At 70.8% G+C, this 24,178-nt stretch carries 23 protein-coding genes; 9 read left to right on the top strand and 14 right to left on the bottom strand.

The features are described from left to right. Positions 1 to 3: 3 nt before the first annotated feature. Together couO and couN are read right to left on the bottom strand one after the other, a co-directional pair. Positions 4 to 900, bottom strand: a complete 897-nt coding sequence (gene couO / locus E1288_RS29235) for a 4-hydroxyphenyl-beta-ketoacyl-CoA hydrolase (RefSeq protein WP_132490611.1) — start codon at positions 898 to 900, stop codon at positions 4 to 6. Then, positions 897 to 1,808, bottom strand: coding sequence for a 4-hydroxyphenyl-beta-hydroxyacyl-CoA dehydrogenase (gene couN, locus E1288_RS29230; RefSeq protein WP_132490609.1), 912 nt, complete (start codon positions 1,806 to 1,808; stop codon positions 897 to 899). Before couN ends, couO begins: the two co-directional genes overlap by 4 nt. Positions 1,809 to 1,909: 101 nt before the next feature. On the opposite strand from couN, the gene E1288_RS29225 reads away from it, so the two are divergent. Both E1288_RS29225 and E1288_RS29220 read left to right on the top strand, forming a co-directional pair. Continuing rightward, positions 1,910 to 2,344 (top strand): MarR family winged helix-turn-helix transcriptional regulator, encoded by a 435-nt coding sequence (locus tag E1288_RS29225; RefSeq protein WP_132490606.1) that lies wholly within the window; start codon positions 1,910 to 1,912, stop codon positions 2,342 to 2,344. 121 nt (positions 2,345 to 2,465) lie between these two features. Further along, positions 2,466 to 3,275, top strand: coding sequence for a DUF899 domain-containing protein (locus E1288_RS29220; RefSeq protein ID WP_132490603.1), 810 nt, complete (start codon positions 2,466 to 2,468; stop codon positions 3,273 to 3,275). Positions 3,276 to 3,552: 277 nt separating this feature from the next. Here the strand turns inward: E1288_RS29220 and E1288_RS29215 are convergent, their stop codons facing one another. From E1288_RS29215 to E1288_RS29205, 3 genes are read right to left on the bottom strand one after another with little or no spacing between them, the layout of a single operon-like run. Further along, positions 3,553 to 4,101: a dihydrofolate reductase family protein gene (locus tag E1288_RS29215; RefSeq protein ID WP_132490600.1), complete on the bottom strand. Its 549-nt coding sequence runs from the start codon at positions 4,099 to 4,101 to the stop codon at positions 3,553 to 3,555. A gap of 40 nt (positions 4,102 to 4,141) precedes the next feature. Beyond that, positions 4,142 to 4,723: an NADPH-dependent FMN reductase gene (locus E1288_RS29210; RefSeq protein WP_132490597.1), complete on the bottom strand. Its 582-nt coding sequence runs from the start codon at positions 4,721 to 4,723 to the stop codon at positions 4,142 to 4,144. Beyond that, on the bottom strand, positions 4,720 to 5,631 hold the full coding sequence (locus tag E1288_RS29205) for an alpha/beta fold hydrolase (RefSeq protein ID WP_132490594.1): 912 nt from the start codon (positions 5,629 to 5,631) through the stop codon (positions 4,720 to 4,722). The genes E1288_RS29210 and E1288_RS29205 overlap by 4 nt, the downstream gene beginning before the upstream one ends. Before the next feature lie 242 nt (positions 5,632 to 5,873). Here E1288_RS29205 and E1288_RS29200 point away from each other — a divergent pair, with 242 nt between their 5' ends. Then, positions 5,874 to 9,119, top strand: coding sequence for a BTAD domain-containing putative transcriptional regulator (locus tag E1288_RS29200; protein ID WP_132490591.1), 3,246 nt, complete (start codon positions 5,874 to 5,876; stop codon positions 9,117 to 9,119). A 21-nt stretch (positions 9,120 to 9,140) separates the two neighbouring features. Here E1288_RS29200 and E1288_RS29195 read toward each other — a convergent pair whose 3' ends face one another. Next, entirely contained in the window at positions 9,141 to 9,701 is a 561-nt protein-coding gene (locus E1288_RS29195; protein WP_132490588.1) for a dihydrofolate reductase family protein, read from the bottom strand. Between the two features lie 333 nt (positions 9,702 to 10,034). Between E1288_RS29195 and E1288_RS29190 the strand changes: the two genes are divergently transcribed. From E1288_RS29190 to E1288_RS29175, 4 genes are all read left to right on the top strand, one after another. Beyond that, positions 10,035 to 10,478, top strand: a complete 444-nt coding sequence (locus tag E1288_RS29190; protein WP_165968299.1) for a nucleotidyltransferase domain-containing protein — start codon at positions 10,035 to 10,037, stop codon at positions 10,476 to 10,478. A gap of 350 nt (positions 10,479 to 10,828) precedes the next feature. After that, positions 10,829 to 11,596: a VOC family protein gene (locus E1288_RS29185; RefSeq protein WP_132490584.1), complete on the top strand. Its 768-nt coding sequence runs from the start codon at positions 10,829 to 10,831 to the stop codon at positions 11,594 to 11,596. Positions 11,597 to 11,793: 197 nt separating this feature from the next. After that, positions 11,794 to 12,051 (top strand): PLD nuclease N-terminal domain-containing protein, encoded by a 258-nt coding sequence (locus E1288_RS29180; RefSeq protein WP_132490582.1) that lies wholly within the window; start codon positions 11,794 to 11,796, stop codon positions 12,049 to 12,051. A gap of 167 nt (positions 12,052 to 12,218) precedes the next feature. Beyond that, positions 12,219 to 13,004 carry an IclR family transcriptional regulator gene (locus E1288_RS29175; protein ID WP_132490580.1) on the top strand — a complete coding sequence of 262 codons (786 nt, stop codon included), beginning with the start codon at positions 12,219 to 12,221 and terminating at the stop codon, positions 13,002 to 13,004. Between the two features lie 91 nt (positions 13,005 to 13,095). Here E1288_RS29175 and E1288_RS29170 read toward each other — a convergent pair whose 3' ends face one another. The 5 genes from E1288_RS29170 to E1288_RS29150 form a co-directional block, all read right to left on the bottom strand. Continuing rightward, entirely contained in the window at positions 13,096 to 14,052 is a 957-nt protein-coding gene (locus tag E1288_RS29170) for a beta/alpha barrel domain-containing protein (protein WP_132490578.1), read from the bottom strand. Then, on the bottom strand, positions 14,049 to 15,266 hold the full coding sequence (locus E1288_RS29165) for a CaiB/BaiF CoA transferase family protein (RefSeq protein ID WP_132490576.1): 1,218 nt from the start codon (positions 15,264 to 15,266) through the stop codon (positions 14,049 to 14,051). The genes E1288_RS29170 and E1288_RS29165 overlap by 4 nt, the downstream gene beginning before the upstream one ends. Positions 15,267 to 15,573: 307 nt before the next feature. After that, positions 15,574 to 16,065 carry a hypothetical protein gene (locus E1288_RS29160; RefSeq protein WP_132490574.1) on the bottom strand — a complete coding sequence of 164 codons (492 nt, stop codon included), beginning with the start codon at positions 16,063 to 16,065 and terminating at the stop codon, positions 15,574 to 15,576. A gap of 84 nt (positions 16,066 to 16,149) precedes the next feature. Continuing rightward, complete coding sequence (locus tag E1288_RS29155) at positions 16,150 to 16,743, bottom strand: GNAT family N-acetyltransferase (RefSeq protein WP_132490572.1); 594 nt, start codon at positions 16,741 to 16,743, stop codon at positions 16,150 to 16,152. Beyond that, positions 16,740 to 17,357: a TetR/AcrR family transcriptional regulator gene (locus E1288_RS29150; protein WP_132490570.1), complete on the bottom strand. Its 618-nt coding sequence runs from the start codon at positions 17,355 to 17,357 to the stop codon at positions 16,740 to 16,742. The genes E1288_RS29155 and E1288_RS29150 overlap by 4 nt, the downstream gene beginning before the upstream one ends. A gap of 165 nt (positions 17,358 to 17,522) precedes the next feature. On the opposite strand from E1288_RS29150, the gene E1288_RS29145 reads away from it, so the two are divergent. Further along, positions 17,523 to 18,197, top strand: a complete 675-nt coding sequence (locus E1288_RS29145) for a TetR/AcrR family transcriptional regulator (RefSeq protein ID WP_132490568.1) — start codon at positions 17,523 to 17,525, stop codon at positions 18,195 to 18,197. Next, positions 18,194 to 19,567: a phenylacetate--CoA ligase family protein gene (locus E1288_RS29140; RefSeq protein ID WP_132490567.1), complete on the top strand. Its 1,374-nt coding sequence runs from the start codon at positions 18,194 to 18,196 to the stop codon at positions 19,565 to 19,567. Before E1288_RS29145 ends, E1288_RS29140 begins: the two co-directional genes overlap by 4 nt. Before the next feature lie 63 nt (positions 19,568 to 19,630). Here E1288_RS29140 and gndA read toward each other — a convergent pair whose 3' ends face one another. From gndA to E1288_RS29125, 3 genes are all read right to left on the bottom strand, one after another. After that, a complete protein-coding gene (gndA, locus tag E1288_RS29135; protein WP_132490565.1) occupies positions 19,631 to 21,079 on the bottom strand; it encodes an NADP-dependent phosphogluconate dehydrogenase in 1,449 nt (482 codons plus the stop codon). Positions 21,080 to 21,467: 388 nt separating this feature from the next. Further along, complete coding sequence (locus E1288_RS29130) at positions 21,468 to 22,223, bottom strand: succinate dehydrogenase/fumarate reductase iron-sulfur subunit (RefSeq protein WP_132490563.1); 756 nt, start codon at positions 22,221 to 22,223, stop codon at positions 21,468 to 21,470. 15 nt (positions 22,224 to 22,238) lie between these two features. Further along, entirely contained in the window at positions 22,239 to 24,170 is a 1,932-nt protein-coding gene (locus tag E1288_RS29125; protein WP_132490561.1) for a fumarate reductase/succinate dehydrogenase flavoprotein subunit, read from the bottom strand. Positions 24,171 to 24,178 lie beyond the last annotated feature (8 nt).

Raw genomic sequence — 24,178 nt, 5'->3', positions numbered from 1 at the left:
CGGTCAGCGCTTGATGCCCAGGACGCGCAGGGCGTTCTCCTTGAAGATCAGCGGCGCCACTTCGGGCTTGATGTCGAGGGCGGCGAAGTCCTTGCGCCAGCGGTCGACCTGGATCACCGGGAAGTCGGAGCCGAAGAGCACCTTCTCGCGCAGCACGGAGTTCGCCGCCCTGACGAGCTGGGGCGGGAAGTACTTCGGGGACCAGCCGGACAGGTCGAGGTAGACGTTGGCCTTGTGGGTGGCGATGGAGATCTGCGCGTCGACCCACGGCACCGCCGGGTGGGCCATGACGATCGTCAGGTCCGGGAAGTCGGCGGCGACGTCGTCGAGGAGCATCGGGTCGGAGCGGCGGAGCTTGATGCCGCGCCCTCCCGGCAGCCCGGCGCCGATGCCGGTCTGTCCAGTGTGGAACAGCGCGGGCACGCCGGCCGCCGCGATGGCCTCGTACAGCGGGTAGAACCGCCAGTCGTCGGGCTCGAAGCCCTGCAGGCTCGGGTGGAACTTGAAGCCCCGCACGCCGTAGTGCTCGACCAGCGCGCGGGCCCGGTCGACGGCCTCCTTGCCACGCCACGGATCGACCGAGCCGAAGGGGATCAGCACGTCGTTGTGGGCGGCGGCCAGCTCCGCGATCTCCTCGACGGAGTTCGGCCCGTGCCCGGTGGCCGAGGTGGCGTCGACGGTGAACACCACGGCGGCCATGTTGCGCTCGCGGTAGTGCGCGGCGATGGATTCGATGCGGGGAGTGCGTTCCTCGCCGGACTTGAAGTACTTCTCGGAGGCGGCCATCAGCTCGTCGTCCAGCGATCGATGCCCGCAGGCGTCGATCTCGACGTGGGTGTGGATGTCGATGGCCTCGATCGCGTCGAAGTCGACGCCGCACTCGTAGCGGGCCGGGCTCATTTCGCCACCAGCTCCGCCGGGAACTCCTCGCCGACCGACTCGACCGAGCCCGCGAACGCCTCGTCCCACGACCCGGCGATGTCGTCGGCGGACCACCCGCCGTCGTGGCAGGCGGTGGCGGTCAGCTGCGGGTGCGACCACAGCGCCAGCCGGTCCCCGCCGACCGACAGCGCCTGGCCGGTGATCCCGGCGGCGGCATCGGAGGCGAGGAAGGCGACGATCCCGGCGGCGTCCTCGGGAGTGCCCATGCCGACCTCGCGGCGGATGACCGCGGGCAGCGGCTCGCCGCGCTTCATCGACTCGATGTGCGGCGCGAGGAACGGGATCGTCTCGGTCATCGCGGTCGCCGCGACCGGGCAGACGGCGTTGACGGTGATGCCGGCGCGCTGCAGTTCCAGGGCCCAGGTGCGGACCATGCCGACGATGCCGGCCTTGGCCGCCGAGTAGTTGGTCTGGCCGAAGTTGCCCCGCTGACCGGCGGGGGAGCCGATGCAGATGATCCGACCGCCCCCGCCCTGCTCGCGGAAGCGCAGCACGGCCTCACGCACGCAGGTGAAGGTGCCGCGCAGGTGCACGTCGAGCACCGCGTCGAAGTCCTCGTCGGTCATCTTCCACAGCACCTTGTCGCGCAGGATGCCGGCGTTGGTGACCAGGACGTCCAGTCGGCCGAACGCCTCGACCGCGCCGGCCACCAGCTTCCGGGCCGTTTCGGCGGTGCCGACCGGGGCGACGACGGCGGTGGCCCGGCCGCCTGCCGCGACGATCTCGGCGACGGCCGCGTGCGCGGCGGACTCGTCGACGTCGTTGATCACCACCGCGGCGCCGTTGCGGGCGAGTTCTTCGGCGTATGCGAGTCCGAGTCCCCGCCCGCTGCCGGTGACGATGGCGACCTTGCCGCTCAGATCCATCGGTACTCCTCCTGTCGGGTGGATCACAGGCAAACATCCATCATTGAAAAAGTCAATGATTGAGATCTGCTACTCTTGCGGCGCTACACGGAGGAGGGCGCATGGCAGAGACCCAGCCGCGGTTGCTGGCCGACGACATCGGGTTCCTGCTCTCCCGGGCGGGGGGAATGGTGCTCGGCGCGGTGAACAAGGCGCTGGTCCCGCTCGGCCTGAAGGTGCGTTCCTACTCGGTGCTCGTGCTTGCCTGCGAAGACTCGGCGGGCGTCAACCAGCGCAGCGTCGCGGCGACGATGGGGCTTGACCCCAGCCAGATCGTCGGGCTGATCGACGAGCTGGAGGAGCGCGGTCTGGTCGCGCGCACGCCAGACCCGGCGGACCGCCGCAACAGGCTGATCGCCGCCACCGAGGAAGGGCACCGGGTGCGCGACGAGGCGCAGGAGCTGGTGGACCAGGCGCACAGCGCGTACTTCGGAGACCTGCCCGCCGAGGTCGTCGCCCAGCTGCGGGAGACGCTCGGGCGGATCGTCTTCCCTTAGAGCGCGTCCGCGAACTTGTCACCCCTGCGTGGTCCGGGCGCGATGAGTTCCGGCCGGGTCTCGGGTCTGTTCTGGTGTCTTCGGACGACGCAGCCCGGAACGAGACACCACGGAGGACACCATGACGACCACGCCTGACCCGACCACCGAGCTGCCCGGCCGCCCGCCCGTCGTCGACCTGGCCACCTGGCAGGCCGCCCGGGACGAGCTCCTGGTCCGCGAGAAGGCCCACACCCGCGAGGGCGACGCCATCGCTGCGGCCCGCCGCCGGCTGCCGATGGTGGAGTTCGACGGGACGGTCGAGGTCGTCGGGCCCGACGGCCCGATCCCGTTCCTAGACCTGTTCCAGGGCCGCGACGAGCTCGTGGTCTACAAGCACATGTGGCACGACGGCGCGCCGCACCAGGGGCAGTGCGAGGGCTGCACCACCACGGCCTGGCACCTGAAGGACGCCGTCTACCTCAACGCCCGCGGCGTCTCGTTCGCCATCCTGACCACGGGCCGGTGGGACGAAGTGGCCCCCTACGTCGAGTTCATGGGCTACACCGAGCCCTGGTACTCGGTGCGTGGCGTGGACGAGCCGGTCGGCGGCGACATGGGTTACATCACCTGCTTCCTGCGCGACGGCGACCGCGTGTTCCTCACCTACTCCACGACGAGCCGCGGCAACGAGCCGGTCAACGGGTCCCTCGGCCTGCTCGACATGACGCCCTACGGCCGCCGCGAGGCGTGGGAGGACAATCCGGAGGGATGGCCCGAGGCCCCTCAGGCCGGCTCGCCGGTCGGCGGGCATGGTTCGCCGATCTGCTGGTACTGGCGCACGGACGCCGACGGGAACGCCACCTGGGGCCCGACCAGCCGCCCCGTGCCGCAGTGGACCCGCCCCGGCGCGACCCCCGTGGAGACCCTCGGCCGGCACGGCCACCACTGACGCGCCTTCGTCGACGGCGTCGGCAAAAGGTGTTGGGTGCGGGCGGTCTGGACGATGCGAACGGCCCCTTGGGCTCGTTTCGCCGACGACTGCGGGCAAGCTCCTCCCGAAGGAGCCCGGCGGCGTTGGCGATTTCGCGCGAAATCGCCACCTCACCCTCACGCAAGGCGCTGATTTCGCGCGAAATCGGCGCGCCACGTGGGCACGGCACGAGACGAGGAACGGATGTGGGTGCCCGCCGCGGAAGGCACCCACATCCGTTGGGGTGGTGGCGCTTTCACATCGCGCCCGACTTCGGTTCGTAGACGGCCACCACGATGCCGCTGCTGAATGTCGTGGTCTCGGCCAGCGTCAGGTGGGTGGTCACGAGGCCGTCCAGGATCCGCTGCCCGCTACCGGCGATGACGGGGAACAGCCACAGGTGGAGCTCGTCGACCAGCCCGTGCTCCAGCAGCGTGTGGTCCAGCACGCCCGTGCCGAACTTCAGGATGTCCTGGCCCGGCTGCTGCTTCAGCTCCGCCACCTCCGCGGCCACGTCGCCGCCCAGGATGGTGGCGTTCCAGGTGGTTTCGGAGTTCTGCAGCGTGCGGGAGGCGACGTACTTGGGCATGCCGTTGATCCGCTTGCCGTACTCGTCGTCCATAGCCGGCCAGGTTTGCGCGAACGACTCGTAGGTCTCGCGGCCCAGCAGCAGTGCGTCGGCGCCGAACAGCAGCTTGTGGGCGTGGGCGGAGTGCTCGGAATCCCAGTACGGCGGGCCCCACTGCTCCGGCGCCGAGATGGTCCCGTCGAGGGTCACGAACGTCGACTCGATCAACTTCCTCATGATGTTCTCCCAAGGTCTGGATGCGAATGGCTGGAAGGTGCTACTGGACGAAGGGGCTCGCGGTTCGGGCGACGCGCAGGGCGTTCGCCCACCAGGTGAGCTGGTCGAGCACCGCGTTGACGGATTCCTCGAGCTCGGGATCGCGGCGCGGCCAGCTGCCGTCGGCGCCGAAGCGCTGCCAGGCGTTGCGGATGGTCATGGTGCGGCGGATCGGGACCGCGTTCAGCTCGCCGAACACCTGCCGCAGCTGCGCGGCGGCCTGGCCGCCTTCGGCGTCGCGGCAGTAGGCGACGATCGAGACCGGCTTGGCGGCCCATTCGGCGTCGAACCAGTCGATCGCGTTCTTCACCGCGGCCGGGAAGCTCTGGTTGTACTCCGGGGTGACCACGACGAACGCGTCCGCGGCCGCCAGCCGGGCCCCCAGCTCCCGGACGGGAGCGGGAACCTCTTCGCCGGGCTCGGTCAGCTGGTCGGGGAGGCCGGCGGTCGCGAGGTCGATGCGGTCCAGCTCCAGGTCGCGGCGGCGGCCGATGCGGCCGCCGAACCAGTCGGCCACGAGCGGGCCGAAGCGGCCCGCCCGGGTGGATCCGGTGATCATCGCGATCCGCAGCCAGCCCGTCATCGGGTTTCCTTGACGGGCGCGTCGAGGAAGGCCGGGATCATCGGCAGCAGCAGCTCGGGGCGGTGCGGCGCGGTGACGTGCGAGGTGCCGGGCAGGATCGCCAGCTGTGCGTTCGGCAGGCCTTCGGGGGTGTCGCCCATGACGCCGCCGCCGAAGAGCCGGAACATCTCGACGGCGTGCTCGGGCCGGACGATGTCGGAGTCGCCGATCACCGTCAGCGTCGGGGCCTTGACCGTGCGGGCGGCGTCCGGCGACACCGACGGGGCCGGGTTCATGTCGTACTCGATGACCCGGGAGACCAGCTGCGGGAAGTCCTCCGGGCGCGGCGCGTTCTTCAGGTAGTCGGCGTGGAACGGCGATCCGTGCAGGTGTTCCGGGCGCAGTTCCGCGATCCCGTCCAGCACGCCCGGGTGCATGCCGTCGACGCCCAGGCCACCGGAGAGCAGCACCTGCTTGCGCACCAGGTCCGGGTGCTTCAGCGTGATCTCCAGCGCCACCCCGGCGCCCATGCTGTAGCCGAGGACGTCGGCGCGCTGGACGCCGATCTGCCGCAGCAGCGCGACGGTGTCCTCGGCCATCTGCGACGTGCGGAGCGGGCGGTCGATGTCGGCGGTCCGGCCGTGGGCCTGCTGTTCCACGGCGATGACCTCGCGGGTCTTGGCGAGCTCCGGGATCAGCTGCCCGAAGTCGGTGCTGATGCCGGACAGGGCGCCGTGCAACAGCACCAGCGGCGGCTGGTCGGTCGGGGTGCCGTACCGCTCGTAGTACATGTGCAGGCCGTTGACATCGGCGTACGCGCCCGGAGTCGCAGTGGCGGCCGGTTGGGCCGGGGCATCGGCGGCGCCGCACCCGGTGAGCAGCGCGGTGGCTGCGATTCCGGCGGTGAGGGCGAGGGCGATGCGCTTCATGGTGATCTCCTGTTTTGCGGTGTTCGCTTTGTTGTCACCACAGTGCGCGCGGCACCTTCCGGATTGTTTACGGTCGCCTTCCGGCCCAGGTGCGCGTCGGTGGACGGTCGGGTTGCGCGCCGTTTTCGCGCGAAAACGGCGTCCGCCATGCCTGCCGATGACGGTTTCGCGCGAAAACGCCGCCCCGCCACCCGGACCGCCACGCAGAGCAAGTCTGGAAACAGGCTCTATAAGCTGCGTTCATGCGTTTCGGTGTGCTGGGCCCGTTGACGGTGTGGACCGACAGCGGCGCCGTCGTGCCCGTGCCGGGTGCGAAGGTGCGTGCCCTGCTGGCTGATCTGCTCGTCGACGCCGGCCAGCCGGTGTCCGCGGACCGGCTGGTGGACGACATCTGGGCCGAGGATTCACCGGGCAATCCCGCGGGCACGCTGGCGGCCAAGGCCTCGCAGCTGCGGCGCGCGCTGGAGGACGCCGAGCCCGGCGGCCGGGATCTGGTGGTGTCGCCGCCGCCCGGCTACCGCCTGGCCACCGCCGACGTCGACGCCCTGCGCTTCCGCGCGCTGCTGGCCGACGCCCGCGAAACCTCCGACACCGCGACCCGGGTCCGGGTGCTCGCGGAGGCGGTCGGCCTGTGGCGGGGGCCAGCCTTCGCCGACTTCCGCGACGCGGCCTTCACGCAGGCGGCCATCGCACAGCTCGAAGAACTGCGCCTGGTGGCCGTCGAAGAACTCGCCGAGGCGCGGCTGTCGTTGGGCGAATACCGCGAGGTGGCGGGAGATCTCACGACGTTCGTCGCCGCACACCCCCTGCGCGAACGCCTGCGCGCAGCCCAGCTGCGGGCGCTCTACGGGGCCGGACGCCAGGCCGAGGCCCTCGACGGCTACGAGGATCTGCGCAGGCGGCTGGCCGACGAACTGGGCGTGGACCCGAGCCCGGAGCTGGTCGAGCTGCAACGGTCGCTGCTCGCGCAGGATCCCGCCCTCGCCGCGCCGCGACCGCAACAGGTGGTTCGCCGGCGCACCAGCAACATCCCGGCGCAGCGCACCGAGCTGATCGGCCGCGACACCGATCTCGGCGAGCTGGGCCGCGCGATCATCGAATCGCGGCTGGTCAGCCTCACCGGGCCGGGCGGCGTCGGCAAGACCCGGCTCGCGCTGGCCGCGGCGGCGAGCGCGGCCGACCGGTTCCCGGACGGCACGTGGCTGGTCGAGCTGGCGCCGCTGCAGCCGACCGCGACCGACGAGGCCGGCTGGCTCGCGGAAGAGGTCGCGCAGGTCATCGGTATCCGCGCCGCGGAGGACGGGCCCGCCGACGCCGTCGAAGCACTGGGCGAAGCGCTGGCCGACAAGCACCTGCTGCTGGTGCTGGACAACTGCGAGCACGTCGTCGACCACGCCGCGGACCTGACCGAGCACCTGCTGGGCGCGGCGCCGAACCTGCACGTCCTGGCGACCAGCCGCGAACCGCTGCGCCTGCCTGGCGAGGACATCGTGCCGCTGCAACCGCTGTCCGTGCCCGCCGCGGACACCTCGTTCAACGATCTCGCGCAGTCGCACGCGGTCCGGCTCTTCGTGAACCGCGCCCGCGCGAGCGCCCGCGGCTTCGCGCTGGACGCCGACAACGCCGATGCGGTCGCGACCCTGTGCCGGCGGCTCGACGGGATTCCGCTGGCGCTGGAACTGGCCGCGACCCGGGTTCGCGCGCTCGACGTGCACGAGATGGTCTCCCGGCTGGACGACCGGTTCCGGCTGCTCGCCACCGGTCACCGCGGCGCCCCGCCGCGGCAGCAAACGCTCACGGCGATGATCGACTGGAGCTGGGGACTGCTCGACGACACCGAACGCGCGGTGCTCCGTCGCCTCGCGATCCACCCGGGCGGATGCACCCTCGAAGCCGCCGAAACCGTCTGCGCCGCAACGGCATCCGTCGGGGAGGACGGCCGCCTCGACGCCGCGGCGGTCGCCGATGTCGTCGCGCGGCTGGTGGATCGGTCGCTGGTGCAGCAGAGCGGGCGGCGCTACCGGCTGCTGGAATCGGTGACAGCGTTCAGCCTCGACCGCTTGGCGGAGGCAGGCGAAGACGTGACGGCGCGGCACGCACATCATGCGTACTACCTGGCGCTGGCCGAGCGCGCGGAACCCGAGCTGCACGGCGCCGATCAGCAGCGCTGGCTGCGCCGTCTAGACGCCGAGGACGCGAATCTGCGTGCGGCGCTGGACGGTTTCGTGCGGGACGCCGACGCCGACTCGGCGCTCCGGCTGGTGCACGCGCTCGCCTGGTACTGGCTGCTGCGCGGTCGGTCCGGCCTGGCGCGCCGCTGGGTCGATGCCGCGCTCGAACTGGGCGGCAGCGCGCGGCACCGGGCACCGGTGTTGGCGTGGCGCCTCACATTCGCCTTCCAGCAGGGCGATTTCAACGATGCCGCGTCGCGCCGGCACGAGGTTTCGGCGGCGCTGTCCGCGCTTAACGATCCGCCCGCGCGCGCCCGCGCCGAGGTGATCCTCACCCTGTCCGCATTGGACTCGGGCGACGAGCAGGACCTGGAAACGACCGTGCAGCAGACGCTTTCGACGTGTCGCGAGCTGGGCGATCGCTGGGGTGTGGCGACCATCCAGCTGGCGCTGGCGAAATCGGCGCACAGCCGCGCCGATGTGGACGCATTGGCGCGGCACGCGCAGGAGGCGGCTCGCTCGTTCGCCGAGCTGGGCGATCGCTGGGGCCGGCTGCAGGCCGCCGAATGGCTCGGTGGCCTGGCCGAGCTGACCGGTGATCTCGCCGGCGCCGCCGAGATCCACCGCGAGGCGCTGGTGTTGGCGCAGGAGCTGGAGATGTGGGGCCAGGTGACCTCCCACCTCGGCTGGCTCGGCTGGATCGCGATGCAGCACGCCGAGTTCGACCGGGCCCGCGACTTCGCCGGACAGGTGCTGGTGCTGTCCGCCGACCACGGCCACGACCCCGGCCGGTTGTTCGCAACGATCGTGCTCGCGTTCACCGCGCGCCGCGACGGCAGGCCCGACGACGCCGAACGGCACCTCCGCGAACTGCTCGCGCTCAACGCCGACGGCCCGGAAACGCCGCTGTTCCTGCCGATGCTCCAGGTCGAACTCGGCTACGTCCTCGAACAACGAGGTGAAGCGGCCGCCGCCATGGCCGAACACCTTCGTGCCTTCGACGGAGCCCAGCGCATCGAGGCCCCGCGCGACGCCGCGTTCGCACTCGGCGGCTCAGCCGCAGCCGCGGCGGCACTCGGCGAGCACGACACCGCCGCCCGGCTGCTCGGCGCCGCCGAGGCCCTCCGCGATGTCACCGGGATGCCGCTGCTGCCCGCCGAACGACCCGATATCGACCGCGTCGCCGACATCGCGCGCACCGCGATGGGCGGCGCCGCGTTCGACGCCGCCCACGCGGAAGGCCGCGGCCTGACCACCGATCAGGCCCGCGCGCTCATGGTCGCCGCCGGCAACGCCGACGTGCTGGATCCCGTCTGAGCCCGGCATCCGGGCCATCGCTCAGGACTTCTTCGGCGCGTACTGCAGTGCGACGATCCCGCACTCGAACGGCGTCGCGGCGACGAGGTCGAACTGCTGGTTCGAGCCGGTGGCGCCGAAGACCGGCAGGCCGGCGCCGATCGCGGTCGGGTTGACGATCAGGTGCAGTTCGTCGAGCAGGCCCTCGGCGATCAGGCTCGCGACGAGCGCGCCACCGCCGTAGGCGATGATGTCGCCGCCCGGCTGCGCCTTGAGCTCGCGGATCGTCTCGACGAGATCGCTCGCGACGACGGTGTTCTCCCACGGCGATTCGGTCAGCGTGGTGGAGATGACGACCTTCGGCGTGTTGTTGATCCGGTCGATGCCCTCCTGCGCCTCGTCCGCCGGCTGCGAGGCCCAGTGCGGGATGAAGCCCTCGGCGAGCTTGCGGCCCAGCACGATCGTGCCGATCGGCTCGTTGAGCGCCTCGATGTAGGAGGCGAGGTCCTCGCTCCACGGCAGCGTCATCCAGTCCATCTCGCCGTTCGGGCCCGACATGTAGCCGTCGATGGTGGTCTGGACCTGGAGCTTGAACTTGCGCATCGCTTGCGTTCCCTTCGGGTGGGCCGTCCGGCCGTCGTCGTGTGCTGAAAGCTTCGCGGGGACGGCTTACGGGATGTTTACGGTTTTGCTCCGGCACCCCGGAACCGGACGAACCCCGAGGTCGGCGCCGAGGGTCAGGCAGCGGCGGCCTCCTTCCGGTCCACGGTAGTGCCGTTCCGCGACGGCGGTTTCGCGGCGGTGGGAAGGCCCCTGGCCGCCTCAACCGGGATCCCGGTTGACGGTGAGTGGAGAACCGGGTTCGGGCGGTTTGCTTTCCGCATAGGCTGCGCAGTGGCCGGAATGGGTGCCGCATCGGATCTCATGGGAGGTGCCATGGACGACGGCAGCGCCGACCGGAGCGCCCAGGTCGAGGAGGTGACGGCGGAACTGCGGGCCTGGGCTGACGGGCGGATCGATGTCCAGGCGGTCGCCCTAGTGGGCTCGTATGCGCGAGAACCCGGTGCTGCGACTGCGGAGTCGGACGTCGACATCGTCGTGGTGACATCGAAGGTCTCGGACTATCTCGAGAGCACTGACGGTTTCCCGGCAACGCTGGAACTGCCGCCGCTGCGCGCGAAGCAGTGGGGCGTGGTGCACGAACGGCGACTCCGCCATCGCGAAACGGGTCTGGCGGTGGAGTTGAACTTCACGACACCGGAATGGGCTGCCACGACACCCGAGGTGGACAGTGGAACGAAGAAGGTGGTCCTGGACGGGATCCGAGTCCTCCGAGACCCGCACGGCCTGCTGGCACGGCTGATCGACGCCTGCCGGTAAGACGCCGAGCCGGGAGTTCTGGCGCGGCGCGCGCATCAGACGGCGAGTTGGAAGACGTACAGACCGACAGGGCTCGTGACAGCGATGCGCGGTGCGTCCGGGAACCACGCGATCTCGTTCAACGCGGAATCGGTGCGCAAGGCCGTGATGCACCTGGCCGCCGCCGCGCTCCACAGCCGCACGGTTCGATCTGCGGCACCGATGGTCGCAAGTTCGCTGGAAGGCGGGCAGTCGTCCCCGTTTTGGTTCGTCCGCAAGGCGTTTCGGCGGGAGACCGGAGGCCGATCGACGTGCGGCTGTCGGACCCCGTCGTTACCGTCGCTCCACACCGACACGACAGGGGAGCAGTGATGAGCGAGCTGACCACCGCCCAGCCGGCGGGCACGCCGACCTGGATCGACCTCGGCATCCCGGACCTCGATCGGGCGATGGCGTTCTACGGGGCGCTGTTCGGCTGGGAGTTCGAGGTGGGCCCGGAGGAGACCGGCCGGTACACCATGTGCCTGCTGCGCGGCAAGCCCGTCGCGGCGCTCATGCCGAACCCGGATCCCGACGCCGCGGAGTTCTGGTGGAACATGTACTTCGCGACCGATGACTGCGACGCCACGGTCGCCAAGGCGGTCAATGCGGGCGGCTCGGTCCTGGCGGGCCCGATGGACGTGATGGACAAGGGCCGGATGGCGATCATCAGGGACACCACCGGCGCGCAGTTCGGGGTGTGGCAGGCCGGCGCGCACCTCGGTTGCGAGATCGTCAACGAGCCGAATTCCTTGCTGCGCAACGACCTGGTCACCGCGCAGCCGGGGCCCGCGCGAGACTTCTACGCGGCGACCTTCGACTACGTGCTGGACGGCAACCCGGACATGCCGGGCGCCGACTTCACGTTCCTGCGCAGGCCGGATGGCCACGAGATCGGCGGCATCTTCGGCGACCCGAACGCCGGGAAGTCCCGCTGGGCGACCCTGTTCCAGGTGGCGGACGCCGACGCGGCGGCGCGGCGGGCCGTCGAGGCAGGCGGCACCGCGGGCGAGCCCTTCGACATGATCTACGGCCGGCTGGCCAGGATCACGGACCCGTTCGGCGCTGAGTTCGAGGTGGGCTCGCCGAAGGCGAGCTGAACCTGCGGCGGAAGCGGTTCCTACGACTGGGGATTGACGCGGACTACGACCTGCGGACTACCGGAAGACCAGTGCCGGGGATGACGCGGTATTACGCGCCTGCCGAATACGTTCGTCCGTGTTGACCGGTCGCGAGCAGTGCAGGGTCGCGACCTGAGAAGACACGCGCTACGGGCGCGGACAGGAGAAGTCACGTCATGCTCTCAGTCGTTCAGCAGGCCGCCCTCGTCGCCGACAGCGGCCTGTACTCGGTCGGGTTGATCGTCGCCACGCTCGCGGTGCTCGGGTACGTCGTCCTGGTCGTCGGGGCGGTGATCAGCATCCTCGCGTCGCACCAGGGCCTCGGGATGAAGCTGGTCTGGATCGTGCTCGTGTTCATGGCGCCGTTCCTGGGCAGCCTCCTCTGGTTCTTCATCGGCCGCCGGTCCACGCGCTACCCGTACCGGACCGTCTGATCCTGCGGTGCGCCCGCTCCGGCGCCGCGACGGCGACCCGTCGCGGGCGGCCGGGCGGGCCGCGAGAACGCTTGAGCGGCAAGGAGTTCTGGTCATCGGCCGGTTCAGCCGGGCGTGCCGCCGGTGCGGGTGCCGGTGGCGCTCGTGGTTTGCCGTAAGTTCTGGGCATGGCAACCGGTGGAGATTCCGCAGGTGGGGCGCAGCGTCCGCTGCTCGTGCTCGGCAAGATCGCGGAGATCCTGAACGCGTTCACGCTGCGGCAGCCGTCGCTGACGTTGCGGGAGATCCAGCAGGCGACCGGGCTTCCGCAGTCCACCGTGCAGCGGCTCGTGACGAACCTGGTCGCACACGGGTTCCTGGACCGCGCCGACGACCGGTTCCGGCTCGGCGTGCAGATGGCCTACTGGGGCGCTGCCGCGGGCAAGGACCTCGACGTGCTGGGCGTGGTCAACCCCGTGCTGAAGGACCTGCGCGACGCGACCGGCGAGACGGCGTGCTTCTTCCGCGTCGAAGGCGAGCACCGGGTGTGCGTGGCCGTCGCCGAGACCCACCACGCGCTGCGCAGGACGATGTCGGTGGGCGACATCGCGCCGATCACGGTCGGCTCTTCCGGCCGGGTGCTGCTCGCCTGGAACCCGGGCCTGGCCGAGCGCGTGCTCGACGCCGAGCTGCCCAGGCTGACGGAGAGCACGGTGACCGATCGGGACGAGCTGCACCGGCTGATCAGGCAGACGGCGGCCGAGGGGTACGCGATCACGGTGGGCGAACGCGTCGACGGGGCCTCGGGCCTGGCGGCGCCGGTGTTCGATTCGGCCGCCGACCTCCTCGGCGCGGTGATGGTGCACGGGCCGACGCTGCGGATGCCCTACGAGAAGTGCGTGGAGTGGGTCGACGTCCTGGTGGAGCACGCGGAGCGGATCACCCGCGCGCTCGGCGGCCGGCACCCGAGCTGAGCGGGTAGCGCTGCTCGCATGAGAGCAGCCTTGCGCCCGGCTCCTGCTTGCAGAGGCCGAGAGCGTTCGAGATCGGGCGGCTGCGGAGTCGTCACGAGGAACGCGGAGCGGGGTTCTCCTGGCCGTGCACGAGCGCCCAGGGGAAGGCGGTAGCGCTGGAGCGGGCGCCTTGGGCGGCGCGGGACCGGTTGGGTTCGCCGAGTTCGTCGAGGAGTTCGCCGGAGAGCTCGACGATCCGGGCGAAGGTGCTGGGTGTCAGCCAGTCCGGGCGGAGCGCGAAGAGCAGGTCCTCAGTGCTGGTGTTGCCGCCGGCCCCGGGGGCGAACGGGCAGCCGCCGAGGCCGCCTAGCGCGCCGTCGACCTCGGCGGCTCCGGCGGCGATGGCGGCCAGCGAGTTGGCCACGCCGAGCCCCCAGGTGTCGTGCCCGTGGTAGACGATCCGGCGCGGTGGGGCGTGCCCGGCGATCTTGGTGATCAGGCTGGTGACCTGGCCGGGGACGGCCTGGCCGAGGGTGTCGCAGACGACGACGTCGGTGGCGCCTGCCGCGCGCGGGTCGGTGGCGATGTCGAGGACCCGCCGCTCGGGCACGAACCCGTCGAAGGGGCAGGTGAACGCGGTGGCGATGCACAGCTGAATGCGCCCGCCGGCGTCCAGCGCGTGCTCGACGGCCCGGGGCATGGCCGCGAGGCTGTCCTCCGTGGCGCGTCCGATGTTGGCCCGGTTGTGGCTGTCGGAGGCCGACAGGCAGTACTGGAAGTTGACGGCCCCGGCCTCGGCGGCGCGTTGCACGTGGCGCGGGGTGGCCACCCAGACCCAGCAGCGGGCGAGCTCGTCGGGGCTGAGCCGCTCGACGACTTCGAGTGTGTTCGCCATGGCGGGCACCAGGTCGGCGCGGGCGAGCGAGCCGACCTCGACGGCGGGCACGCCGAGGCGCAGCAGTTCCCTGACCACGGCCACCTTGCGTTCGGTCGGCAACCGCTTGCCGGTCAGCTGCAGGCCATCGCGCAACGTCACGTCGCGGAGCGCGGCCCGGGGCTCGCCGGTCACTTCCGCTCCTCGTCGGCGTGCTGGCCCAGCAGCGCGCCGAGCACCTCGTCGGTGTGCGCGCCGAGTTCCGGTCCGGGCGCGCGAACCGGGAGCGACGTCGGGCCGATGACCGGGACGACACCGGGGAATCCGACCTCGACGGGCTCGCCCGCGCCGGTGTCGACCGCGAGTTCCTGGATCATCCCGCGTGCGCGGTACTGCTCGTCGGCGCAGATGTCGGCGGCCGTGTAGATCGGCCCGGCCGGGACTCCGGCGGCGTCCAGCGCGGCCAGGACTTCCGCGCGGGTGTGCGCGCCCGTCCACTCCTCGATGGCGTCGTCGAGCTCGTCCCGCCGCTCCCAGCGCCCCGCGTTGGTCTGCAGTTCCGGGTCGTCGGCGAGGTCGGGGCGGCCGATCGCCTGCATGTAGCGGCGGAAGATCGAGTCCCCGTTGCCCGCGATGACCACGCTGCTGCCGTCGCGGCAGGCGTAGGCGTTGGTCGGTGCGATGCCCTCCATCCGGCCCCCGACGCGGCGGCGCTGGACGCCGTGCGCGAGGTAGTCGGGCACCAGGGATTCCATCACCGAGAAGACCGCTTCGTGCAGCGCGACGTCGACGACGCGATCGGCGAGCGGTGGCCGCTCGGCGTCGCGCGCCGTCGAGTGTTGCAGGAGCGAGGCGACGATGCCGAAGGCCGCGTGCAGCCCGGCGATCGAGTCCCCGATGGACACCCCCACGCGGGACGGCGGCCGGTCGGCTTCGCCGACCAGGTCGCGCAGCCCGCCCATCGCCTCCGCCACCGCGGCGAAGCCGGGCCGGTCGGCCAGCGGCCCGGTCTGGCCGAAGCCCGAGATGCGGGCCAGGACCACGTCCGGGTTGGCGGCTTCCAGCACGTCCGGCCCCAGGCCCCACTTCTCCAGCGTGCCCGGCCGGAAGTTCTCGATGACGACGTCGCAGTGCCGCACCAGCTCCAGCACAGCGTCGCGGCCGCGCTGGGTCTTCAGGTCCAGCACGACCGACTTCTTGCCGCGGTTGATGGTGTGGAACAGCATCGACGTCGAACCGGCGTGGAGCCGCCAGCCCCGGAGCTCGTCGCCGGTGCCGGGCCGCTCCACCTTGATGACCTCGGCGCCGAAGTCGGCGAGCATCCGCCCGGCGGTGGGGGCGGCGATGTAGTTGCCGAGTTCGAGGACGCGCACGCCCGCCAGCGGGAACCGGCTGCTGTCGTTGTGCATTTCTCCCTTTCCGCGAACGGGCTTCCGATCGCCGGACGAGGCGGAGCGCGCGGACCGGCGCCGCCCCGACGTCATCCGCATTATGGACATAAACCCACGATGTGAGTCAACCATTGAGTCGGCTTGCGTGCCGAGCGATGCGCCGCCAGTGCTGCCCGGGGCCGCATGCGAGTTCGCCGGGCCGAAGCCCCGGGAGGCGGCGCAACGCGCTCGCGGCGGCCGGCGTCGCGAGCGCGTTGCGCGGATCAGGGCGCCGCCTCGGCGGCTGACGGTCAGGTGTTTCCGTTGCGTCGCTTGGGGAAGCTGGTCACTGGTACCGGACGTCGGTGCTCAGGTAGGACACAGCGTCCTGCAGCCGGTCCAGGGCTTCCTTGCGGGTGCTCTCCATCCATTCGGGGTCGTTGTCGTCGCTGCGCCACACGCCCCACAGGCTGATCAGGTACAGCATTGCGACCGCGGCGTGGTTGGAGGCGTTGAGGATCTGCGCGCCGGCGTCATCGGGATTGGTGTGCTCGGCGATGGTGACGAGCTGGTGCTGGAGCAGCAGGACGCGCCGGTGCAGCAGTTCCAGGGACTCGCCGGGATCCCCGTCGGTCGCCAGGATCCAGCCCTGGACGACGTCGTCGTTGTGGTCGCCGATCTGCTCGGCGACGAGGCGTTCGACGTGGGTCAGCAGCGCGCCGAGCAGGAACGGCATGTCGCCCGGGCCGGTGCCCTCGTCGGGGGTCTGGATCTCGGCGCCGAGGTTGCCCATGGCCCGGACGACGGAGTGCGGAGTGGGTGGTTCGATCTGCGTCATGATCGTGATCATGTAAAGCGCGTTCACCCGTTTGGCGTTTTATGCGTGATTCCGCATGAATCGTCGTCCGGGGCCCGGATCGCGCTATGCCTGCGTGAGGCGCATCGAGACGTACGCGTTGATCCCGGTCCGCTTGGTGTGCCGCACCTTCTCGCGCTTGAACTCGCGGAAGCCGAGCTTCTCGTAGAGGCCGAGCGCGGGCGCGTTGGTGTCGGCGATGTCTTCGAGCACGTACGTCTTGAACTGGGGAAAGGCGAGCATGTGCCGCAGCAGCGCGGTCGCCACTCCGCGCCCCCGGAAAGCCGCGGCCGTCGCCACGAACTCGATCGACGCCGTTCCCGGTTCGGCCCGCGCCCACGACTGCTTGAACTCCCGCCGGAAGCCGATATCGGCGATCGTTCCCTTGATCAGCCCCAGATGCTTGCGCAGCACGCGAGCGTCGTGCCTGGTCGAGACCTCGACGCCGTCGGTGCAGGCGGCGATCGCGGCCGGGCGGCCGTCGACGAGCGCGACGTGGAACAGGTCGAGCACGAGCATGTGCTCGAAGGTCTCGACGAGCTTGCGGCGATCCTTCGAGAAGTACTCCAGGTGTTCGCCGAACCCGTCGACGTAGACCTCGGCGATCGCCGTCCGGTACTCCTCGCCCAGCTCGCTCCCGCGCCTGACTTCTATCGTCACCGGTCCTCCTTGATCAACAGTGCTGTCACGACGGACGGGTCCGGGGGAGTGAAGTCCGCGCCCAGCACGAACTTCATCGACGCGAGCCCGTCGAGCAGGGCGAAGAAGCACGTCGTCAGATCGCCGGCGGCGCCGTCGGCGAACTCGCCGCGGCGCTGGCCCCGCTCGATGAGCTCGGTCGTGCGCGCGGCCAGCGCCCGGTGCTGTTCCGCCAGTCGCTTCGCGTGCGGCAGCCGGTCGGGCATCACCAGCGCCTGGCTCATGATCAGGGAGAACTCGGCGAACCCGTTGTCGGCCGCGAGATCCGCGGCGAACTCGCGCACGAACTCCCGGATCGGCTCCGCCGGCGGCGCTTCCTGCTCGATGGCCCGCTCGAATGCCGCCGTCACCCTGGCCAGGCCGTCCGCGGCCTGGGCGACCAGGTCGTCGAACAGCGCTTCCTTTGTCGCGTAGTGCCGGTACATCAGGCCCGTGCTGATCTCGGCCGCCTGCGCGATGTCCCGCACGGACGTGGCGGCGAAGCCCTTCCGTGCGAACAGGCCGATCGCGGCGGCCTGGATCTTCTCGTGCGTCCCGGAGCGCATCGCCGCGTACTGCTCGGCCGTCCTCGGCATTCCCGCCTCCACCGCCTGTTTTTGAATGAACTGATGTTCACTCTACTGAGGCCGGTCGCCCGGGTGCAACCCGTCCATGGGCCGCGGCTGATCTGCATTTCACCGCTTCTGCGCCGGTGGGCCCGGCGCTGTCCAAATTTTCCAGTTGATGGAAGATTCCATCGGATGTACCTTGGCGTCGTGGAGGAGTCGCGGCGCGAGCGGAAGAAGCAGCTGACCAGACGCCGGATCGTCATGGCGGCCGTCAGGTTGTTCGAGGAGCAGGGGTACGAGCAGACCACGGTGGCGGAGATCGCCGCCGTGGCGGATGTCGACCCCAAGACGTTCTTCAACTACTTCCGCAGCAAGGACGAGGTGCTGTTCAACGACGTCGAACGGGACTTCGACGTGCTGTTCGGGGCGATCGCGGAACGCCGGCCGGAGGAGGGCCCGGGCGAGGTGCTGGCGCGGGCGGTCCAGACCTACGCCGCTCATCGCCGGCCCAAGGTTCCCCGCCGGGAGCCCGCGGAGCTGTCGGCGGCGGCCCGGCTGGCGCTGACCACGCCGGCGCTGCAGGCCAAGGGGCTCTACCTGCTGTCGGACCTGCAGCGGCGGATCGCCGCGGAACTGCTGGCGGCGTTCCCCGGTCGGCTCGACCAGATCACGGCGGCGGCGATGACCGGCGCCGTGATCGGCGCCATCCAGCAGGCGAGTCTCGCGAGCGTCCAATTGGGACGGTCGCAGGACGAGCTGTGGGAGGCCGCCCGTCGCGGTCTCGACGTCGCCCTGCACGGCTTGGTTTCGGTGCGACCGCCCGCGGAAAGCCCGGATCCGTCCGGAGAGAGGACCAGCTCATCATGACCGAAAGCGTCCGGCGCCTCGCCCGCGAGGCACGACGGGACATGCGGCAAGGCCCCGCCGCCATCGCGCGGCGGCAACGCGCCCGCCTTGCCGAGGCGGTGGCCCACGCCCGCGCGAACTCGCCGTACTACCGCGAGCTGTACCGCGACCTGCCCGCCGCGGTCGACGACCCGGCGCTGCTCCCGGTCACCGACAAGAAGACGCTGATGGGCCACTTCGACGACTGGGTCACCGACCGCCGGGTGACCCGCGAGCGGGTCGAGGCGTTCATCGCGGACCCGGACCTCGTCGGGGCGCGGTTCCAGGACCGGTACCTGGTGGCCACCACCTCCGGCACCAGCGGTCTGCGCGGGCTGTTCGTGCTGGACGAGCGGAACCTCGCCGTGCCGTCCGCACTCGCGTCACGCACCCGCGGCCTGCTGGGATTCCGCGACGTCGTCCGCATGCTCGCCCGCGGCGGCCGCACCGCCGTCGTCGCCGCACCCAGCGGCCACTTCTACACCGTCGCCTCGGCGGAGCGGTTCCGCCGCGACCACCCGCGGCTCGGCCGGATCATGCGGTCCTTCCCGATCGATCAGCCGCTGCCGACCCTGGTCGACGAGCTGAACCGGTACGACCCCGCCAACCTCGCCGGTTTCCTGAGCACGCTCGCGCAGCTGGCCGAGGAGCAAGAGGCCGGCCGCTTGCACCTCCGCCCGTCGGTCGTCATGCCGGGCGGTGAGACGCTGGCGGTCGACGTCCGGGACCGGATCGCGGCCGCGTTCCACGCCAAGGTCCGCGCCGCCTACGCCGCCACCGAATGCGACTTCCTGAGCGTCGGCTGCGCGCAAGGTTGGTACCACGTCAACAGCGACTGGGTCGTGGTCGAGCCGGTCGACGCAGACCACCGGGCGGTCCCGGCGGGGCAGCCGTCGCACACGGTCCTGATCAGCAACCTCGCCAACCGGGTCCAGCCGTTCCTGCGCTACGACCTCGGCGACAGCGTCCTGCTCCGCCCCGACCCCTGCCCCTGCGGCAACCCGCTGCCGGCCATCCGGGTAGCGGGTCGCGCCGCCGACGTGCTCACCTTCCCCGCCGGCAACGGCGGGCACGTCAGCATCTCGCCGATGCTCTTCGGCACCGTGCTGGATCGCGCTCCCGGCGTCGACCGGTTCCAGATCGTCCAGACCACGCCCACCACGCTGCGCGTGCGTCTGCAGCCCAGGGACGGCGCCGACGCCGACCGCGTATGGCAGGCGGTGCGCGACGAGATCGGCCACCTGCTCGCGGAGCGCGAAGCCGACCACGTGACGCTGGAACGCGCCGAGGAGCCGCCGCAGCGGTCATCCGGTGGCAAGTACCGCCGGGTCATCCCGCTCGCCACGTCATGAGCGGTGGCGAGGATTCCCCACACCCGGCGGGAAAGTGCTTGTCCTGACCGGACTTCCGGCTTGCTAGTGGCCGGGGACTTCGACCTCGGCGCGGTCGCCGGACCAGAGGGTGTGGAAGGTGCCGGGCTTGTCGACGCGCTTGTAGGTGTGCGCGCCGAAGAAGTCGCGCTGGCCTTGCACCAGCGCGGCGGGGAGCCGCTTCACCGCCAGCGAGTCGTAGTAGCTGAGCGCGGAGCTGAATCCCGGGACCGGCACGCCGGAGAGGGCGGCGGTCGCGACGACGCGGCGCCAGGCCGCCTCGCCGTCGGCGACGGCCTGCGCGAAGTAGGGCGCTTCGAGCAGGGTCGCGATGTCCGGGTTCTCGTCGTAGGCCTCGGCGATGCGGTTGAGGAACTGGGCGCGGATGATGCAGCCGCCGCGCCAGATCTTGGCGATCCGGTCCTTGTGGATGTCCCAGCCGTACTTCTCGGCCCCGGCGATGATGGCGTCGAAGCCTTGCGCGTACGCGACGACCTTGGAGGCGTAGAGCGCCTTGGCGACGTCGTCGGCGAAGGAGGTGCCGGCCTCCTGCACCGTCGGCCGCGAGTTCACGATCCGCTGCACCGCCGCGCGCTGCGCCGGCTTCGAGGAGACGGCGCGGGCGAACACGGCCTCGCCGATACCGCCCACCGGGACGCCGAGGTCGAGCGCGTTCTGCACGGTCCACACGCCGGTGCCCTTCGAACCGGCCTGGTCGAGCACGATGTCGACGAAGGGCCGGCCGGTGGCGGGATCGACCTGGCGCAGCACCTCGGCGGTGATCTCGATCAGGTAGGACTCCAGCGGGCCCTCGTTCCACCCCGCGAAGACGTCGGCGATGGCCGCGGGCTGGAGGCCGCCGACGGTGCGCAGCAGGTCGTACGCCTCGGCGATCAGCTGCATGTCGGCGTACTCGATGCCGTTGTGGATCATCTTCACGAAGTGGCCCGCGCCGTCGGTGCCGACGTGGGTGACGCAGGGCTCGCCCTCGGCGACGGCCGCGATCGAGGCGAGGATCGGCCCGAGGGTCTCGTAGGACTCCGCCGAGCCGCCCGGCATGATCGACGGGCCGTGGAGCGCGCCCTCCTCGCCACCGGAGATGCCGGCACCGACGAAGTGGATGCCGGTGGGGGCGATCCGCTGCTCCCGGGCGATGGTGTCGTGGAAGTTCGCGTTGCCGCCGTCGACGATGATGTCGCCGGGTTCGAAGCGCTCGACGAGCTGGTCGATCACCGCGTCCGTGCCCGCCCCGGCCTGCACCATGATGATCGCGGTGCGCGGCTTCGCCAGCGACGCGACGAAGTCGTCGATCGTCTCGCTCGCCACGAAACCGGCCTCGGGGTGCTCGGCGAGGAGCTCCTCGGTGCGCGCGTACGTGCGGTTGTAGACGGCGACGGTGTTGCCTTCGCGCGAGGCGAGGTTGCGGGCCAGGTTCGAACCCATCACCGCCAGACCGACGACGCCGATGTTCGCGGTTGCTGTCCTGGTGTCCATGTGGACCTCTCTGGTTCGGATAGTGCGTGCAGCTTTCGGGCCGTGGGGTCCGCGGTGTACCGCCTGCCATCTTCTCGGCTCCGGTGACCGGGTGCAGGCCGTCGTCGTCCGGGTCAGAAGACGAGCAGCACGTGCCGCCAGTAGTGCAGGTCGGACCCGTGGGCGACGACAGCGGTGGTGGCGCTGCTTGCCATGAACACTCCCGTTCTCAGCGAACGACCGTCATGCCGCCGACCAAGATGACCCGGCCGCCGACCGGCTGTCGAGCGACAGCCAGACAGCCGGCTGGGGAAGAGCGTTCACCATGGCTCCGCCGCGTCGATCAGCAAGTTCGGGTGCACGATCCCGGCAACGCCGACACCGACGACGTTGTTCCCCGAACAGGAGTTCAGCTCGCCGCGGTGTCGCGGAAGGATGCCTTCAGGACGTCGCGGTTGAACCGGGCGATCGTTTCGAGGGGGATGCCCACCGGGCACACCACCGTGCACTCGCCGGTGTTGGTGCAGCCGCCGAAACCCAGGTCGTCATGGGTTTCCAGCATGTTCTCCGCGCGGCTCAGCCGTTCCGGCTGGCCCTGCGGGAGGCTGCCGAGGTGGGTCGCCTTCGCCGCCGTGAACAGCATCCCGGAGCCGTTCGGGCAGGTTGCCACGCAGGCGCCGCAGCCGATGCAGGCCGCGGCCTCGAACGCGCGGTCCGCGTCGCGCTTGCGCACCTGGACCGCGTGCGCGTCCGGCGCGCTGCCGGTCGGCGCGCTGATGTAGCCGCCGGACTCGATGATCCGGTCGAACGCGCTCCGGTCCACCACTAGGTCGCGCACGACCGGGAACGGCTTCGCCCGCCACGGCTCGATCGTGATCGGCTTTCCCTCGTCGAAGTGCCGCATGTAGAGCTGGCAGGTGGTGGTCTCCCGCTGCGGGCCGTGCGCGATCCCGTCGATCATCATCCCGCACATGCCGCAGATTCCTTCGCGGCAGTCGTGGTCGAACGCGACCGGCTGCTCGCCGTCGGCGGCGAGCCGCTCGTTGAGCACGTCGAGCATTTCCAGGAAGGACATGTCCGGCAGCACGTCGTCCACGACGTACTCGACGAGCCGCCCGTCCGAGTCCTGGCTGTCCTGGCGCCAGATGCGCAGGGTGAAACGCATGATCGCCTCCGCTGATCACTGGTAGCTTCGCCGGCTCGGCCGGACTTCGTGGAACTGCAGGTGCTCGCGGTGCAGCACGGGGGAGTTGCCGGTGAACTCCCAGGCCGCCACGTAGTCGAAGTTCTCGTCGTCGCGCAGCGCCTCGCCGTCCTCGGTCTGGTGCTCCGCGCGGAAGTGCCCGCCGCAGGACTCCTCGCGGTGCAGCGCGTCGACGCACATCAGCTCGGCGAGTTCGAGGAAGTCGGCCACCCGGCCGGCTCGCTCCAGCGACTGGTTCAGCTCGGCGCCGGTGCCGGGGACCCGGAGGTCGCGCCAGAATTCCCCGCGCAGCGCGGAGATCTGGTCGATCGCCGAGCGGAGCCCGGCCGCGTTGCGCTCCATCCCGCAGTGCTCCCACAGGATGCCGCCGAGTTCGCGGTGGAAGGAGTCGGCGGTGCGATCGCCGCCGACCGCGAGCAGCCGATCGATGCGCTCGCGGACGTCACCGGCCACCGCGACGGCGTCCGGGTGGCTGTCGGTGATCGTCTCGGCAGGACAGTCGGCGAGGTAGTCGCCGATCGTGCTCGGGAGCACGAAGTAGCCGTCGGCGAGGCCCTGCATCAGGGCGCTCGCCCCGAGCCGGTTCGCGCCGTGGTCGGAGAAGTTCGCTTCACCGATCACGAACAGCCCCGGGATCGTGCTGCGCAGGTCGTAGTCGACCCAGAGGCCGCCCATCGTGTAGTGCACGGCCGGATAGATCCGCATCGGCACCCGGTACGGATCCTCGTTGGTGATCCGCTCGTACATCTCGAAGAGGTTGCCGTACTTGGCCTTCACCGCGGGTGCGCCGAGCCGCTCGATCGCGTCGGCGAAGTCGAGGTACACGCCGCGCCCGCCGGGACCGACCCCGCGGCCCTCGTCGCAGACGTTCTTGGCCGCCCGCGAGGCGATGTCCCTCGGCACCAGGTTGCCGAAGCTGGGGTAGATTCGTTCGAGGTAGTAGTCGCGCTCGGCCTCGGGGATCCGCTCCGGCGGGCGGGTGTCGCCGCGCGCCTGCGGCACCCACACCCTGCCGTCGTTGCGCAGCGACTCGCTCATCAGGGTCAGCTTGGACTGGTGTTCCCCGCTGACCGGGATGCACGTGGGATGGATCTGGGTGAAGCACGGGTTGGCGAACAGCGCTCCGCGGCGGTGCGCGCGCCAGATCGCGGTGGCGTTGCAGCCCTTCGCGTTGGTGGACAGGTAGAACGCGTTCCCGTAGCCGCCGGTCGCGAGCACCACCGCATCCGCGAGGTGGGTGGACACCCGGCCGCTGACCAGGTCGCGGACCACCACGCCGCGGGCGCGCCCGTCGATCACGACCAGGTCGAGCATCTCGGTCCGCGGGTGCATGGTCACCGTCCCCGCGGAGATCTGGCGGGCGAGCGCCTGGTAAGCGCCGAGCAGCAGCTGCTGCCCGGTCTGGCCGCGCGCGTAGAAGGTGCGGGAAACCTGCGCACCGCCGAAGGATCTTGTGTCCAGCAGCCCGCCGTACTCGCGCGCGAACGGGACGCCCTGCGCGACGCACTGGTCGATGATCTGGGTGCTGATCTCGGCCAGCCGGTACACATTGGACTCCCGGGCGCGGAAGTCACCGCCCTTGATGGTGTCGTGGAAGAGCCGGTACACGCTGTCGCCGTCGCCGGCGTAGTTCTTCGCCGCGTTGATCCCGCCCTGCGCGGCGATGCTGTGCGCCCGGCGGGGGCTGTCCTGGTAGCAGAACGATGAGACCTGATAGCCCAGCTCGCCGAGCGTGGCCGCGGCCGAACCGCCGGCGAGCCCGGTGCCGACGACGATCACCGTGCGCTTGCGCTTGTTGTTGGGGCTCAGCAACCGCGCGGAGAACCGGCGCTGCTCCCAGCGGCGGGCGATCGGCCCGTCCGGTGCCTTGCCGTCCGCGATCGGCTCGCCCTCGGTGTACAGCGGCATCGTTGCCC

The organism is Saccharopolyspora elongata, assembly GCF_004348985.1.
GTDB lineage: Bacteria > Actinomycetota > Actinomycetes > Mycobacteriales > Pseudonocardiaceae > Saccharopolyspora > Saccharopolyspora elongata.
The sequence above is the reverse complement of the archived record's forward strand: the minus strand, read 5'-3'. Positions and strand labels throughout refer to the sequence as shown.

What these genes read in the sequence shown, in the direction of transcription:
- E1288_RS29215 (WP_132490600.1), bottom strand. Translation starts at nt 4,101, where the DNA reads ATGAGGAAGTTGATCGAGTCGACGTTCGTGACCCTCGACGGGACCATC.
- E1288_RS29200 (WP_132490591.1), top strand. Translation starts at nt 5,874, where the DNA reads ATGCGTTTCGGTGTGCTGGGCCCGTTGACGGTGTGGACCGACAGCGGC.
- E1288_RS29125 (WP_132490561.1), bottom strand. Translation starts at nt 24,170, where the DNA reads ATGCCGCTGTACACCGAGGGCGAGCCGATCGCGGACGGCAAGGCACCG.
- E1288_RS29195 (WP_132490588.1), bottom strand. Translation starts at nt 9,701, where the DNA reads ATGCGCAAGTTCAAGCTCCAGGTCCAGACCACCATCGACGGCTACATG.
- E1288_RS29205 (WP_132490594.1), bottom strand. Translation starts at nt 5,631, where the DNA reads ATGAAGCGCATCGCCCTCGCCCTCACCGCCGGAATCGCAGCCACCGCG.
- E1288_RS29130 (WP_132490563.1), bottom strand. Translation starts at nt 22,223, where the DNA reads ATGCGTTTCACCCTGCGCATCTGGCGCCAGGACAGCCAGGACTCGGAC.
- E1288_RS29190 (WP_165968299.1), top strand. Translation starts at nt 10,035, where the DNA reads ATGGACGACGGCAGCGCCGACCGGAGCGCCCAGGTCGAGGAGGTGACG.
- E1288_RS29145 (WP_132490568.1), top strand. Translation starts at nt 17,523, where the DNA reads ATGTACCTTGGCGTCGTGGAGGAGTCGCGGCGCGAGCGGAAGAAGCAG.
- E1288_RS29160 (WP_132490574.1), bottom strand. Translation starts at nt 16,065, where the DNA reads ATGACGCAGATCGAACCACCCACTCCGCACTCCGTCGTCCGGGCCATG.
- gndA (WP_132490565.1), bottom strand. Translation starts at nt 21,079, where the DNA reads ATGGACACCAGGACAGCAACCGCGAACATCGGCGTCGTCGGTCTGGCG.
- E1288_RS29185 (WP_132490584.1), top strand. Translation starts at nt 10,829, where the DNA reads ATGAGCGAGCTGACCACCGCCCAGCCGGCGGGCACGCCGACCTGGATC.
- E1288_RS29165 (WP_132490576.1), bottom strand. Translation starts at nt 15,266, where the DNA reads ATGCACAACGACAGCAGCCGGTTCCCGCTGGCGGGCGTGCGCGTCCTC.
- E1288_RS29180 (WP_132490582.1), top strand. Translation starts at nt 11,794, where the DNA reads ATGCTCTCAGTCGTTCAGCAGGCCGCCCTCGTCGCCGACAGCGGCCTG.
- E1288_RS29140 (WP_132490567.1), top strand. Translation starts at nt 18,194, where the DNA reads ATGACCGAAAGCGTCCGGCGCCTCGCCCGCGAGGCACGACGGGACATG.
- E1288_RS29150 (WP_132490570.1), bottom strand. Translation starts at nt 17,357, where the DNA reads ATGCCGAGGACGGCCGAGCAGTACGCGGCGATGCGCTCCGGGACGCAC.
- E1288_RS29225 (WP_132490606.1), top strand. Translation starts at nt 1,910, where the DNA reads ATGGCAGAGACCCAGCCGCGGTTGCTGGCCGACGACATCGGGTTCCTG.
- E1288_RS29220 (WP_132490603.1), top strand. Translation starts at nt 2,466, where the DNA reads ATGACGACCACGCCTGACCCGACCACCGAGCTGCCCGGCCGCCCGCCC.
- couO (WP_132490611.1), bottom strand. Translation starts at nt 900, where the DNA reads ATGAGCCCGGCCCGCTACGAGTGCGGCGTCGACTTCGACGCGATCGAG.
- E1288_RS29210 (WP_132490597.1), bottom strand. Translation starts at nt 4,723, where the DNA reads ATGACGGGCTGGCTGCGGATCGCGATGATCACCGGATCCACCCGGGCG.
- couN (WP_132490609.1), bottom strand. Translation starts at nt 1,808, where the DNA reads ATGGATCTGAGCGGCAAGGTCGCCATCGTCACCGGCAGCGGGCGGGGA.
- E1288_RS29175 (WP_132490580.1), top strand. Translation starts at nt 12,219, where the DNA reads ATGGCAACCGGTGGAGATTCCGCAGGTGGGGCGCAGCGTCCGCTGCTC.